Source organism: Roseateles sp. GW821-FHT09H11, from assembly GCF_059415845.1.
This window is the reverse complement of the sequence record NZ_JBWKOA010000005.1, coordinates 445,739-458,619: the sequence shown is the minus strand read 5'-3', so window position 1 is coordinate 458,619 and position 12,881 is coordinate 445,739. Positions and strand designations below refer to the sequence as shown.

Here is a 12,881-nt window from a genome sequence, read left to right as displayed (position 1 = left end):
CTTGATGTCGATGATCGCGCGCCTCCTTCGCAAGACCTTTTCGGCCCGCCATGGCCTGACGGCGGCCGCGCTGTGCCTCGCCGCAGGGGCGGCGGGCGCCGCGACCGCGGAGGACCTCTCGCGCATCAACGAACAGCTGGGCCGCGTGGCCGCGCCATGGTGCGGCAAGCTTGCCGAGTTCGACGCGCAGGGCGTGCGTCGCTGCACGATCACGTCCGGCATGGTGGCGGCGGGAGGCGGGCCGGCCGCCGCCTCGTTCCTCGATGGCGCCTGGATTTCGGAAGAACTGCTGGTGGCCCTCAATCGCGACGAACTGGCGGCGGCGATGGGTCACGAGATGGCGCACCTCGTTCTGGGGCACGGTCTGTTCAGGTTCAATCAGGCGCAGGCGGGACAGGTGGGCCGGCACACCGACGGGCTGTCGACCCTCATCGAGGCCAGCAGTGTGATGCCGCGCGACGATACGCCCAAGGACCAGAGGCTCCAGGAACTGGATGCGGACACCCTGGGGCTGGTCTTCGCCGGCCTGGCGGGTTACGACGTCCGGCAGGGCGCGGACCTGTGGCGTACCGGAGCGCGGCGCATCGTGGGATTCGAGAAGGTCTCGGCGAAGACCCACCCTTCTTTCACGACGCGGGCGTCCCGCGCGCGCGCCGTGGCGAGGGCATTCTGCGATGCGGTCCGCGACGCACGCATGCCCTTGCCGATCGCGGAGCGCTTGCAGCCGCCGTATCCGCTCAATCATGAAGAATTGGCCCGTCAGCTCGACCCCGACGCGCTGACGCGCGCCTGCGCCCACGCGGCGGCGCCAGAGCCGTCCTCATCCCGCCCGTCGCCGTCGAAGGTGACGTCCCGTCCTCTTGCCCCGACCACGCCGTGACGACCGGGACTGCCGTGACTGCATTGACCGACCTCACCCTGCGGCCCCTTGCGCCTGACGACTCCATCGAGGCCCTGACCGCGCTGCTGCACGCGTCCTACGCGTCGCTCGCGGCGCAGGGCTGGAACTTCACGGCCGTCGACCAGAGCGTGCAGACGACGCGCGAGCGCGTAGCCGCCGGGCAGGCCTTCGTCGCGCTGACCGCGACCGGCGAACTCGTGGGCACCATCACCATCGCGCCGCCGAAGCGACCCGATGGCCGCTATCTCGGCGACCCGGTGCCCGAGTGCTACACGCAGAGCGACACCGCCATCCTGGCCCAACTGGCCGTGCATCCGTCGTGCCGCGGGCAGGGCGTCGCCGAACGGCTGATGGACATCGCCGAAGCCTGGGCGCTGGCCCAGGGATATGCGCACGTGGCGCTCGACACCGCCGTGCCCGCCGAAGCGCTGCGCCGCCGCTACGAGCGCCGCGGCTACGCCTACGTGGGCGACGTGCAGTGGGCCGGCAAGACCTATCCCAGCGTGCTGATGCGCAAGGTGCTGGTGCGCCCGGCAGGACGCGCAGAAACCGCATGAAGGACGAGGACCGCATGAACGTCGTTCCGCGCTCACGCCCACGCGCCGCACACAGGGTGGTTCTCGGCCTCGTGATCGCGCTGGGCCTCATCGCCGCCGGCGCGCACGCGCAGGACGCGACCGTCGGCGAGGCGCCGCAGGCCGCGCCGGCGCGACTGGCCACCGACATCCGCGAGGCCGTCGTCCGCGTGCCGGTGTCGGTCGAGAACCACATCGGCCGCACCGTCCAGGCGGACCTGATCGTGACGACCTTCCGACCGGCGGGACAGGGGCCGTTCCCGCTGGTGGTGCTCAACCACGGGCGCCCGGTCTACGAGCAGGAACGCGCCGCGATGAAGCGTCAGCGGCTGGAAAGCGCGGCGCGCTTCTTCGTCCGCAAGGGCTTCGCCGTCGCCGTCCCGACACGCATCGGTTACGGCGAGCTGGCCTCGGTCGGCGATCCGGAATCCAGCATCAGGTGCGACACGCCGCGCTACGAGACTGCCGCGGCCGCGGCGGCCGCGCAGGTGGCCGCCGTCGTGCGCTTCATGCAGTCCGCGGCCGACATCGACGCGCGACGCGTGGTGCTGGCCGGCCAGTCCCTGGGCGGCTTCGCGACGATGGCCGCGACCGGCGAGCGACTGCCCGGCGTCGTGGCCGCCATCGATTTCGCCGGCGGCCATGGCGGCAGCCCCGATCTGCACAGCGGCGAGCCTTGCCGCCCCGACGAACTCACGCGCCGCTTCGCCGACTTCGGCCGCCGTGCCGCCGAAGGCGGTCATCCGGTGCCCACGCTGTGGGTGTTCACCGAGAACGACCGCTTCATCGCGCCACGTTTCCAGGAGCGCTGGTCCGCGGCCTACCGCGAGGCCGGCGGATTGGCGCAGACGCGGCTGATGCCGGCCTTCGGCGAGGACGGCCATTCGCTCTTCGTCAAGGGCAACGACCTCTGGCAGCCGATCGTCGACGACTTCCTGAAGCCGCTGGGCTTTCCGATTCCCGGCGCGCTGGCGGTGCCGTCCGGCGGCACGGTCGCTGTCGAGGACACGTCGGCGCTGCCCTCGGACGGGCGCGTCGTCAACGGCTACCGCAAGTTCCTCGCGGCCAAGGAGCCGCGCGCCTTCGCGACCAACGGCAACCATTGGGGCCTCGCGACCGGCGACGACGCGCCGTCGCGCGCGCTCGCGTTCTGCGACCAGCACACCGACGGCGAGGAACGCTGCCGTCTCTACGCCATCAATCGGACCGTCGTCTGGAGCCACCCATGATCTCGACCCGCTCGACCGATGCCCTGTCTCCGACCACGCTGCGCGTCGAACGCTCCGGTCCGTCCGATGCCGTCGCCCGCGTCACGCTGAACCGGCCCGACGTCCGCAACGCCTTCAACGACACCGTCATCGGCGAGCTGACCGCGGTGTTCGAGGCGCTCGGCCGCGACCCGTCGCTGCGCGCGATCGTGCTGGCCGCCGAAGGCAAGGCCTTCTGCGCCGGCGCCGACCTGAACTGGATGAAGGCGATGGCCGGCTACAGCTGGGACGAGAACCACGCCGACGCCGGCCGCCTCGCCCACATGCTGTGGACGCTCTACAGCTGCCCGGTGCCGGTGATCGCGCGCGTGCAGGGCGACGTCTACGCCGGCGGTGTCGGGCTGGTGTCGGTGTGCGACATCGTCGTGGCCGCCGAGTCCGCCGGCTTCTGCCTCTCCGAGGCCAAGCTCGGTCTGCTGCCGGCGACGATCGGTCCCTATGTCGTGCGGGCGCTCGGCGAGCAGGCGTCGCGCCGATACTTCGTCACGGCCGAACGTTTCTCCGCGGCCGACGCGCATCGCCTGGGTCTCGTCCACGAACTGGCGACCGATGCCGAAGCGCTGGACGCGAAGGTCGAGGCGCTCGTCGCGTCGCTGCTGGCCAATGGGCCGGCCGCCGTGCGGGCGTGCAAGCGCCTCGTCCAGGACGTCGCGCATGCCCCGATCAGCGCGGCGCTGCGCGACGACACCGCACGACGCATCGCCGACATCCGCGCCAGCGACGAGGGTCGCGAGGGCGTGCAGAGTTTCCTGTCGAAGGGCAAGCCCTCGTGGCTCGCCTGATCGATCCCGCCGATCCGACGCGGGTGCCCGCTCGAGCACCGCGTCCTTGTTTTCCGAGAGCAGGTCTTTTGAATGTCTGAAGCAGTACGACAAGATTGGCAGCGCCGCAGCCTCGCGGCGGTCTGGCACCCGTGCACGCAGATGGCGCGCGCGCAGGACGTGCCGCCGCTGCCCATCGCCCACGGCGCGGGCCCGTGGTTGTTCGACCACGAGGGCCGGCGCTATTTCGACGCCAACAGCTCGTGGTGGGTGAACCTGTTCGGCCATGCCGACCAGGGCCTGAACGACGCGATCAAGCGGCAGCTCGAAACGTTGCCGCACGTGATGCTGGCCGGCTGCACGCACGAGCCGGCGGTGCGGCTGGCCGAGCGCCTGTCCGCGCGCACCGGCGGCGCGCTGGGGCATCTGTTCTTCGGCAGCGACGGCGCCTCGGCGGTCGAGATCGCGTTGAAGCAGAGCTTCCATTCTTGGCGCAACCGCGGTCTCACGGACAAGCGCGAGTTCGTCTGCTTGAAGAACGGCTATCACGGCGAGACCATCGGCGCGCTGGCCGTCACCGACGTCGCGATCTTCCGCGACGCCTACGACCCGTTGCTGATGCGCAGCCACATCGTGACCTCGCCCGACCAGCGTCTGGGCAACGAGGCGCAGGCGATCGATGAGATGCGCGCGCTGCTGGCCGATCGACACGATCACATCGCCGCCGTCATTGTCGAGCCGCTGGTGCAGGGCGCCGCCGGCATGTCGATGTACGCGCCCAGCTACCTGAAGGCGCTGCGCGCGCTGTGCACCGAATTCAAGGTGCACCTGATCGCCGACGAGATCGCGGTCGGTTGCGGCCGCACCGGCACCTTCTTCGCATGGGAGCAGACGGCCCCCGCCGCAAAGGCGGACTGGCCCGACTTCCTGCTGCTGTCCAAGGGCATCACCGGCGGCACGATGCCGCTGTCGCTGGTGCTGACGACCGACGACGTCTATGAAGCGTTCTGGTCGCAGGACGTGACGCGGGGGTTCCTGCACTCGCACAGCTACACCGGCAATCCGCTGGCATGCGCCGCCGCGAACGCGGTGCTGGATCGCTTCGACGCGGGCCAGCTCGAACGCAACCAGCAGCAGGCCGCGTGGCTCACCGAAGCGTTCGCGCCGCTGGCCGCCGATCCGCGCGTCACCCATCTGCGCCAGCGCGGCATGATCCTGGCCTTCGACATCCATCCGAAGACGACGGTGCCGGTCGAGCGCTTCTCCGAGAAGTTCCACCTCGCGGCCCGCAAGCACGAACTGCTGATCCGCCCGATCGGCCAGACCGTGTACCTGATGCCGCCGTACCTGATCGACGAGGCGGCGGCGAAGTTCCTGGCGAACGCCGTGACCGCGACGCTGGAGGAGGTGCTCCATGCTGCTTGATCACCTGAAGTCGAAGCTGGACGCGATCCGCGCCCAGGACCTGACACGCGTCACCCGCATCGCCGAGACCGGCACCGCGGCGCGCCAGACGGTGCGTGGCGCCGACGGCGTCGCGCGTGAGCTGACGATGTTCTGCAGCAATGACTACCTCGGTCTCGCCGCGCATCCGGCGGTGGCAGAAGCGCTGATCGAGGGGGCGCACGTCTACGGCGGCGGCTCGGGCGCATCGCCATTGGTGAGCGGCCATTCGCGTGCGCACCATGACGTGGAAGCGCTGCTGGGCCGCTGGTTCGAGCCCCACATCCCGAGCGCCAAGGCGATCGGCTTCTGCACCGGCTACATGGCCAACCTGGCGGTGGTGACCGCGCTCGGCGACGTCGACGCGGAGATCTTCAGCGAGACGCTGAACCACGCCTCGTTGATCGACGGCACGCGGCTGGCGAAGGCCAAGGTCTCGCGCTACGCGCACTGCGACGTCGAGGACCTGCGCACGCAGCTCGCGGCCAGCTCGGCGCGCGTGAAGCTGATCGTGACCGACGCCGTCTTCAGCATGGACGGCGACATCGCGCCGCTGCCGGCGCTGCTGGCCGCGGCCGAGGAATTCGACGCCTGGCTGATCATCGACGACGCGCACGGGCTGGGTGTGCTCGGCGAGAACGGCGTCGGCTCGCTGGAGCACTTCCAGTTGCGCAGCGAGCGGCTGATCCTCGTCGGCACGCTGGGCAAGGCGGCGGGGCTGGCTGGCGCCTTCGTCGTCGCGCATTCGACGATCACCGACTACCTGCTGCAGGCGGCGCGCAACTACATCTTCTCCACGGCTTCGCCGCCCGCGGTGGAGCACGCGCTGCTGACCAGCCTGGACCTGATCCGGGGCGATGTCGGGCGCGAGCGTCGCGCGTCCTTGCGCGCGTTGCAGGCGCGCTTGCGCGATGGCATCGGGGCGCTGCTCGATCGGCATCCGACGCTCACCTGGAAGCTCGCCGATTCGCAGACACCGATCCAGCCGCTGATCGTCGGCGGCAACGCCGAGGTGATGGCGCTCGCCGCCGCGCTCGAGCGCGAAGGCCTGCGCGTGCCCGGCATCCGTCCGCCGACGGTGCCCAAGGGCGAGGCGCGTCTGCGCATCACGCTGTGCGCCACGCACACCGAGGCGGATGTCGATCGCCTCGTCGCCGCGCTGGAGGCCTGCGCATGAGCACGATGCATCCGCTCCACGGCTTCTTCATCACCGGCACCGACACCGAGATCGGCAAGACCTGCATCACCGCCGGCCTGACGCGCGCGTTCGACGGCCTGGGCCGCTACGTGACGCCGATCAAGTCGCTGGCCGCCGGTCAGACGCAGAACGCCGACGGCGTCTGGGTCAACGACGACGTCGCCCAGCTGCATGCCGCGCAGCAGCAGGGCATGACGATGGACGAGGTCGGCCCGCTGCAGTTCCGCGAGCCGTGCGCCCCGCACATCGCCGCGAAGCTCGAAGGCCGCGAGATCGATCGCGCCGCGTTGCTGGCCGCGATCCGGCGCTCGGCTTCCAAGGGCGACTTCGCGCTGATCGAAGGCGTCGGCGGCTTCCGCGTGCCGCTCACCGACGACTGGGACACCGCCGACCTGGCCGTCGACCTGGCGATGCCGGTGGTGCTCGTGGTCGGGCTGCGGCTGGGCTGCATCAACCACGCGCTGCTGACGGCCGAGGCCATCCTCGCGCGTGGCCTGCGGCTGGCGGGCTGGGTCGCGAACACCGCCGACCCCCATCAGCCGCATGTGGCGGACAATCTGGCCGCCTTGCGCGCGCGCCTCGACGAGGCGCTCGGCGTGCCGTGCTGGGGCCATGTGCCCCGACTCCAAGATCCCTCTCCCGCGGCCGTGGCCGCGCACCTGCAGCAGCCGCTGCTGTTGAACGCATTGAAAGCATGACGATGAAGCAGACCGTCAACCAGATCCAGACGCTGACGCCCACCACCGACGAGCAACGTCGCAACGCCAAGCCCTGGACCGTCAACGAGATCGCCGCGCTGTTCGAGCTGCCGTTCAACGACCTGCTGTTCCGCGCGCAGCAGGTGCATCGCGAGCACTTCGATCCGAACGCGGTGCAGCTGTCCACGCTGTTGTCGATCAAGACCGGCGGCTGCGAGGAGGACTGCAAGTACTGCCCGCAGTCGGCGCACTTCGACACCGGCCTGAAGGCCGAGAAGCTGATCCCGCTGCAGGAGGTGATGGAAGCCGCCCGCGCCGCCAAGGCCAACGGCGCGACCCGCTTCTGCATGGGCGCCGCCTGGCGTTCGCCGAAGGAGCGCCACCTGGAGGCCATCGGCGAAATGATCGCCGAGGTCAAGGCGATGGGTCTGGAGACCTGCCTGACCGCCGGCATGCTGGGCGACGGCCAGGCCGAGCAGCTGCGCGAGGCGGGGCTGGACTACTACAACCACAACCTCGACACCTCGCCGGAGTTCTACGGCCAGATCATCACCACGCGCACCTACCAGGACCGCCTGGACACGCTGGAGCGCGTGCGCGGCGTCGGCTTGAAGGTGTGCTCGGGCGGGATCGTCGGCATGGGCGAGACCCGCCGCCAGCGCGCCGGCCTGATCGCGCAACTGGCCAACCTGGATCCGTATCCGGAGTCGGTGCCCATCAACAACCTGGTGCAGGTCGAGGGCACGCCGCTGGCGGGCACCGAGGCGCTCGATCCGTTCGAGTTCATCCGCACGATCGCGGTGGCCCGCATCACGATGCCGCGCGCGATGGTGCGCCTGTCCGCCGGCCGCGAGGAGATGCCCGAGACGATGCAGTCGCTGTGCTTCCTGGCCGGCGCGAACAGCATGTTCTACGGCGACAAGCTGCTGACCACCAGCAACCCGCAGGCCGAGAAGGACCGCCAGCTGATCGATCGCCTGGGCATGCACTGCGCGACGGAGGCCGAGCTGAGCGCCGACACCGTGCCCGGCTGCGCGCCGGCGGGCGAGGAAGCCGCGGCCTCCTGCGGCCATCGCCATTGAGCTGAACCGACCTGACCTGAACCGACCCGACGACGCGTGACGGCCCCTGCCGGCACGCGGCCCCGGACGATCGCGACATGCGGTCGCCCGGGCGCACCCGGCGCGAAGCGGCCACAAGCCGCGACGCGCCGAGGACCCGAAACATGAGGAGACACCCGTGTTCAAGAAGATCCTGATCGCCAACCGCGGCGAAATCGCCTGCCGCGTCGCCGCCACGGCGCGCCGTCTCGGCGTGAAGACCGTCGCCGTCTATTCCGACGCGGATGCCGACGCGCGCCACGTCCAGGCCTGCGACGAGGCCGTGCGCATCGGCGGTCCCGCGCCGCGCGACAGCTACCTGCAGTGGCAGCGCATCCTCGAGGCCGCGAAGGCCACGGGCGCGCAGGCCGTCCATCCCGGCTACGGTTTCCTGAGCGAGAACGAGGAGTTCGCGCAGGCCTGCGCCGACGCGGGCCTCGTGTTCATCGGCCCGCCGCCGTCGGCGATCCAGGCGATGGGCCTGAAGGCCGAATCCAAGCGCCTGATGGAACAGGCCGGCGTGCCGCTGGTGCCCGGTTATCACGGCGCCGATCAGGATCCGGTGCTGCTGCGTCGCGAGGCCAATCGCATCGGTTTCCCGGTGCTGATCAAGGCCAGCGCGGGCGGTGGCGGCAAGGGCATGCGCGCGGTCCACGCGGACGAGGAATTCGACGCCGCGCTCGCCTCCTGCAAGCGCGAGGCGATCAACAGCTTCGGCGACGACGCGGTGCTGATCGAGCGCTATGTGCAGCGCCCGCGGCACATCGAGATCCAGGTCTTCGGCGACAGCCATGGCGATTGCGTCTATCTGTTCGAGCGCGACTGCTCGGTGCAGCGCCGGCATCAGAAGGTCCTCGAGGAGGCGCCGGCCCCCGGCATGACGGCCGAGCGCCGCGCCGAGATGGGCGCGGCCGCGGTCTCGGCCGCGAAGGCGGTCGGTTACCAGGGCGCGGGCACCGTCGAGTTCATCGCTGAGCAGGACGGCCGCTTCTACTTCATGGAGATGAATACGCGGCTGCAGGTCGAGCATCCGGTGACGGAGGCGATCACCGGCCAGGACCTGGTCGAGTGGCAGCTGCGCGTCGCCGCTGGCGAACCGCTGCCGCTGAAGCAGGACCAGCTGCGCATGCACGGCCACGCGATCGAGGCCCGCATCTGTGCCGAGAACCCCGAGGGCGGTTTCCTGCCCGCGACCGGCACGCTGTCGGTGGCGCGCTGGCCGGCGCACGAGGCGTTCCGCCGCGCCGACGTGCGCATCGATTCGGGCGTGGGCGAGGGCGATGCGATCAGCCCGTTCTACGACTCGATGATCGCCAAGCTGATCGTCTGGGGCGAGACGCGCGAGCAGGCGCTGGCGCTGCTGGACGCGTCGCTGCGCGACACGCACATCGTGGGGCTGCATACCAACGTCGCGTTCCTGCGCCGCTGCGCGGCGACGGCGTCGTTCACGAATGCCGACCTGGACACCGCGCTGATCGAGCGCGAGAAGGCGGTGCTGTTCGGTCAGCCGGGCCTGCCGCTCGCAGATGCCGCGGCGGCCGTCGTGGCACACACTCTGGCGGAAGAAGCGCTCACCGAATCCGTCGATCCGTGGAGCCGTCGCGACGGCTGGCGGATGTTCGGCGCGGCGCAGCGGCGCTTCGAACTGGACGTCGACGGCGAGCATCACCAGGTGCTGCTCGCGCGCCACCATCACGGCAGCCTGTCGCTGTCGGTCGGCGGCGAGTCGATCGCGCTGGCGGTGCGTTCGTCGGGGCCGGAGCGCCATGAGCTCTACCTGGGCGAGCGTCGCATCACCGTCTCGACCTACAAGGTCGGCGAGCAGGTGGCGGTGTTCGGCGCGGACGGCTCGGCGCTGGTGACTGAGGTCGACATCATCGCCCACGCCGGGCAGGGTCAATCGGAAGCGGGTCGACTGACCGCGCCGATGCCCGGCAAGCTGGTGGCTTTCCTGGCCCAGCCGGGCGATGCGATTACCAAGGGCCAGCCGCTGGCGGTGATGGAGGCGATGAAGATGGAACACACCATCACCGCGCCGCGCGACGGCGTGGTGGCGGAGCTGCTGTTCGCGATCGGCGACCAGGTCGGCGACGGTGCCGAGCTGCTTCGGCTGCAGGCGTGAGGCCGCTGGCCCTCACCCCCGCCCTCTCCCGCAAGCGGGAGAGGGAGTAAGCCAGACACCCAGCCAGAGGATCAAGCCATGACGACATTGCCCACCCGCGTCACGCTCGTCGACGTCGGCCCGCGCGACGGCCTGCAGAACGAGAAGGAAAACGTCGGCACGTCCGACAAGGCCCGGCTGGTCTCGCTGCTGCAGGACGCCGGCCTGAAGGAGATCGAGGTCACCAGCTTCGTCTCGCCGAAGTGGGTGCCGCAGATGGCGGACAACACGGCGGTGATGGCGGCGATCGAGCGCCGGCCCGGCGTGCGGCACAGCGTGCTGGTGCCCAACATGAAGGGCCTGGAAGCCGCGCTGCCGACCAAGCCGGACGAGATCGTCGTCTTCGCGGCCGCGTCGGAGGCCTTCTCGCAGAAGAACATCAACTGCTCGATCGCGGAGAGCATCGAGCGCTTCGCGCCGGTCGTGGCCGCGGCGCACGAGGCGGGCATCAAGGTGCGCGGCGCGCTGTCGTGTTCCGTCGGCTGCCCGTACCAGGGCGACGTGTCGGCGGACGAGGTCGAGCGCGTCGTGCAGCTGATGAAGGCCATCGGCGTGGACCACCTCGGCGTGGCCGACACGATCGGCGTCGGCACGCCGCGCAAGGTGCAGGCCGCGATGGAACGTGCGCTCAAGCACTACCCGCTGGTCGAAGTCAGCGGACATTTCCACGACACCTACGGCCAGGCGCTGACCAACATCTACGCCTGCCTGGAGATGGGCATCCACACCTTCGATGCGAGCGTCGCCGGCCTCGGCGGCTGCCCGTACGCGAAGGGCGCGACCGGCAATGTGGCGACCGAGGACGTGGTGTTCCTGCTGAACGGCCTGGGCATCGAGACTGGGATCGACATCGACAAGCTGGTCGATGCGGGGGCGTTCATCTCGGGCGTGCTGGGCCGGCCGCCCGTCTCGCGCGTGGGGAAGGCGATCCTGGCGAAGCGCAAGGGCTGACGCCGCGCGACGCGTGCGGCCTCGTCCGGGGCCGCCGGGTGTCTCAACCCCTGACCCGCTCCACGAACCACCACAGGTGGCCGCCGAGGTCGAGCACGCCGTAGCTCTTGTCGGCCCAGTACTCGGGGCCGTAGTCCTCGATCTTGGGCTCGTAGACGATCGTGGCGCCCGCCGCGCGGGCGCGCTCGCAGTGCGCGGCGGCGTCGTCGACGTAGACCATCAGGCTCTGGGTGTTGGCCCCGCCCACGCCCTTGGGACTGCGCAGCGGGATGCCGAAGCGCTGCGAGCGCTCCCCTTCGCCGCCCTCGCTGACCATGATCAGCGCGTCCCCGTAGATCAGCTGGCTGTGGACGACCGAACCGTCGTCGCCATCGACCCGCAACTGCACTTCGAACCCGAAGGCCTTGCACAACCACGGGATCGCCTCGGCGGCGCTGTCGTAGAACACGGCGCTGGACAGACGCGGCCAGCCGGCGGGCGTGGGTTTCATCGCAACTCCTGCGGGTCGGCTCCGGGACGAAGCCAGGCGTCAGCATAGGCGATCGGACGTCCGACGCGCGACGAGCCCATCTCGAACCAACTGTTGGACCCGCCAACCAAGACGCCTTTCCATGTTCGAAAGGCGTTTCGATGAAAGTCTCCCTGCGACAGATCGAGGGTCCGTGGACCGCTGGTTTCGTGCTCGACAAGCAGATGCTGAGCAGCGTCTACGTCGGCGACGACCGCGAAGGTCGTCCGCAGTTCGAGCACACACGCACCGACGCCGGCGAGGCCCTGTTCCAGCTGAAGTACCGCGGCGACAAGTCGCAGGCGGAGCCGCTCGCCCGCGCATTGCGCAACTTCATCCTGCCTCGTCTCGGACCGGTCGGTTTCATCGTGCCGATGCCGCCGTCGCGCGTGCGCCCGTGGGACCCGATGTCGCTGATCGCGCGCGAGCTGGCGCTGCAGCTGCGCGTGCCCGTGTTCGAGCGGCTGCTGCTGAAGACGCCGCTGTCACGACCGCTGAAGGACTTCCCCACGCGCGAGGAAAGACTGCTGGCCCTCGCCCAGGCGTTCTCTCTGCACGACGAGGTCCGCAACCAGGGGCTGTGGAACGCCCTGCTGATCGACGACGTGGTCGACAGCGGCGCCACGATGGAGGCGGCCAGCCTGATGCTGCGCAAGTACCGCAAGGTCAACCACCTGTACGTCGCGGCGGTGACCTGGACATGAAGGGAGCGGGTGTCGATGATCAGCCGGCGGTGAGCGTTCGCGCGACGCTGTCGCGGAACTTCGCCGCCCGCTCGGCGTCGGATTCGGCCTCGATGCGCTCGCAGCAGAGGTCGATCCATTCCAGGAAGCGGCTTTCGGTGTCGGCCTGCCGTGCCAGGTCTCGCAGTTCGCCTTCGCGGCCGGCCAGCATCCGGGTGACGAGGTCGAGACCGAAGAACTTCGCGGACACGAGCCGGCGCGCCCGCTCCTGTGCGGCGCGCGCCAGCGCGGCGGCTTCGAGTACTTCGGCCTCGTGGATGACGTCGAGGCCGGTGACGACCGGAGGCGTCGCGGCCACCGTCGGCGGCACGACGATGGCCGGCACTTCGACCAGCCCCTGGTCGACCAGGCGCGTCAGGCCGTCGTCGCCCAGGCCCAGGCCGCGGCCGAGCTGGCGCAGTTCTTCGGCGTTGCGCTTGCCGTCGACGGTGATGAGCAGCGCGCGCAGCGCGGGCGGCAGCCGGCGCTGCCCCGGCGCGAGCATCTCGCGCGCCAGGTCCGTCTTGCGGGGAGGTGTTACGGATGCTTGCATGGCGGGCGGATCTTGCGGAGCCCGCGTGCACGCTTGATGACA

The 12,881-nt window shown here is 70.2% G+C and carries 13 protein-coding genes; 11 read left to right on the top strand and 2 right to left on the bottom strand.

The genetic code is table 11. The annotated features are described in order from the left end of the window. The first annotated feature begins 4 nt into the window (after window positions 1–4). From AC07PR_RS18995 to AC07PR_RS18950, 10 genes are all read left to right on the top strand, one after another. A complete protein-coding gene (locus tag AC07PR_RS18995; RefSeq protein WP_495136191.1) occupies window positions 5–880 on the top strand; it encodes a M48 family metalloprotease in 876 nt (291 codons plus the stop codon). A 14-nt stretch (window positions 881–894) separates the two neighbouring features. Further along, on the top strand, window positions 895–1,458 hold the full coding sequence (locus tag AC07PR_RS18990) for a GNAT family N-acetyltransferase (RefSeq protein WP_495136190.1): 564 nt from the start codon (window positions 895–897) through the stop codon (window positions 1,456–1,458). A 14-nt stretch (window positions 1,459–1,472) separates the two neighbouring features. Then, on the top strand, window positions 1,473–2,705 hold the full coding sequence (locus AC07PR_RS18985; RefSeq protein ID WP_483107902.1) for an alpha/beta hydrolase family protein: 1,233 nt from the start codon (window positions 1,473–1,475) through the stop codon (window positions 2,703–2,705). After that, window positions 2,702–3,526: an enoyl-CoA hydratase/isomerase family protein gene (locus tag AC07PR_RS18980; RefSeq protein WP_495136189.1), complete on the top strand. Its 825-nt coding sequence runs from the start codon at window positions 2,702–2,704 to the stop codon at window positions 3,524–3,526. The genes AC07PR_RS18985 and AC07PR_RS18980 overlap by 4 nt, the downstream gene beginning before the upstream one ends. A gap of 72 nt (window positions 3,527–3,598) precedes the next feature. Continuing rightward, complete coding sequence (gene bioA / locus AC07PR_RS18975; protein ID WP_495136188.1) at window positions 3,599–4,930, top strand: adenosylmethionine--8-amino-7-oxononanoate transaminase; 1,332 nt, start codon at window positions 3,599–3,601, stop codon at window positions 4,928–4,930. Continuing rightward, window positions 4,920–6,125: an 8-amino-7-oxononanoate synthase gene (gene bioF / locus AC07PR_RS18970; protein ID WP_495136187.1), complete on the top strand. Its 1,206-nt coding sequence runs from the start codon at window positions 4,920–4,922 to the stop codon at window positions 6,123–6,125. Before bioA ends, bioF begins: the two co-directional genes overlap by 11 nt. After that, entirely contained in the window at window positions 6,122–6,844 is a 723-nt protein-coding gene (gene bioD, locus AC07PR_RS18965) for a dethiobiotin synthase (RefSeq protein ID WP_377159963.1), read from the top strand. The genes bioF and bioD overlap by 4 nt, the downstream gene beginning before the upstream one ends. Beyond that, window positions 6,841–7,926 (top strand): biotin synthase BioB, encoded by a 1,086-nt coding sequence (bioB, locus tag AC07PR_RS18960; RefSeq protein ID WP_495136186.1) that lies wholly within the window; start codon window positions 6,841–6,843, stop codon window positions 7,924–7,926. Before bioD ends, bioB begins: the two co-directional genes overlap by 4 nt. Window positions 7,927–8,083: 157 nt before the next feature. Next, entirely contained in the window at window positions 8,084–10,066 is a 1,983-nt protein-coding gene (locus tag AC07PR_RS18955) for an acetyl/propionyl/methylcrotonyl-CoA carboxylase subunit alpha (protein ID WP_495136185.1), read from the top strand. Between the two features lie 78 nt (window positions 10,067–10,144). Further along, complete coding sequence (locus tag AC07PR_RS18950) at window positions 10,145–11,056, top strand: hydroxymethylglutaryl-CoA lyase (protein ID WP_495136184.1); 912 nt, start codon at window positions 10,145–10,147, stop codon at window positions 11,054–11,056. A gap of 43 nt (window positions 11,057–11,099) precedes the next feature. Here the strand turns inward: AC07PR_RS18950 and AC07PR_RS18945 are convergent, their stop codons facing one another. Beyond that, window positions 11,100–11,546, bottom strand: a complete 447-nt coding sequence (locus tag AC07PR_RS18945) for a VOC family protein (RefSeq protein ID WP_377159971.1) — start codon at window positions 11,544–11,546, stop codon at window positions 11,100–11,102. Between the two features lie 140 nt (window positions 11,547–11,686). Between AC07PR_RS18945 and AC07PR_RS18940 the strand changes: the two genes are divergently transcribed. Continuing rightward, window positions 11,687–12,268: a ComF family protein gene (locus tag AC07PR_RS18940; protein WP_377159973.1), complete on the top strand. Its 582-nt coding sequence runs from the start codon at window positions 11,687–11,689 to the stop codon at window positions 12,266–12,268. Window positions 12,269–12,287: 19 nt separating this feature from the next. Here AC07PR_RS18940 and AC07PR_RS18935 read toward each other — a convergent pair whose 3' ends face one another. Next, window positions 12,288–12,839 carry a hypothetical protein gene (locus AC07PR_RS18935; RefSeq protein ID WP_495136183.1) on the bottom strand — a complete coding sequence of 184 codons (552 nt, stop codon included), beginning with the start codon at window positions 12,837–12,839 and terminating at the stop codon, window positions 12,288–12,290. Window positions 12,840–12,881 lie beyond the last annotated feature (42 nt).

What these genes read in the sequence shown, in the direction of transcription:
- AC07PR_RS18995 (WP_495136191.1), top strand. Translation starts at nt 5, where the DNA reads ATGTCGATGATCGCGCGCCTCCTTCGCAAGACCTTTTCGGCCCGCCAT.
- AC07PR_RS18985 (WP_483107902.1), top strand. Translation starts at nt 1,473, where the DNA reads ATGAACGTCGTTCCGCGCTCACGCCCACGCGCCGCACACAGGGTGGTT.
- AC07PR_RS18980 (WP_495136189.1), top strand. Translation starts at nt 2,702, where the DNA reads ATGATCTCGACCCGCTCGACCGATGCCCTGTCTCCGACCACGCTGCGC.
- bioA (WP_495136188.1), top strand. Translation starts at nt 3,599, where the DNA reads ATGTCTGAAGCAGTACGACAAGATTGGCAGCGCCGCAGCCTCGCGGCG.
- bioF (WP_495136187.1), top strand. Translation starts at nt 4,920, where the DNA reads ATGCTGCTTGATCACCTGAAGTCGAAGCTGGACGCGATCCGCGCCCAG.
- bioD (WP_377159963.1), top strand. Translation starts at nt 6,122, where the DNA reads ATGAGCACGATGCATCCGCTCCACGGCTTCTTCATCACCGGCACCGAC.
- bioB (WP_495136186.1), top strand. Translation starts at nt 6,841, where the DNA reads ATGACGATGAAGCAGACCGTCAACCAGATCCAGACGCTGACGCCCACC.
- AC07PR_RS18950 (WP_495136184.1), top strand. Translation starts at nt 10,145, where the DNA reads ATGACGACATTGCCCACCCGCGTCACGCTCGTCGACGTCGGCCCGCGC.
- AC07PR_RS18945 (WP_377159971.1), bottom strand. Translation starts at nt 11,546, where the DNA reads ATGAAACCCACGCCCGCCGGCTGGCCGCGTCTGTCCAGCGCCGTGTTC.
- AC07PR_RS18940 (WP_377159973.1), top strand. Translation starts at nt 11,687, where the DNA reads ATGAAAGTCTCCCTGCGACAGATCGAGGGTCCGTGGACCGCTGGTTTC.
- AC07PR_RS18935 (WP_495136183.1), bottom strand. Translation starts at nt 12,839, where the DNA reads ATGCAAGCATCCGTAACACCTCCCCGCAAGACGGACCTGGCGCGCGAG.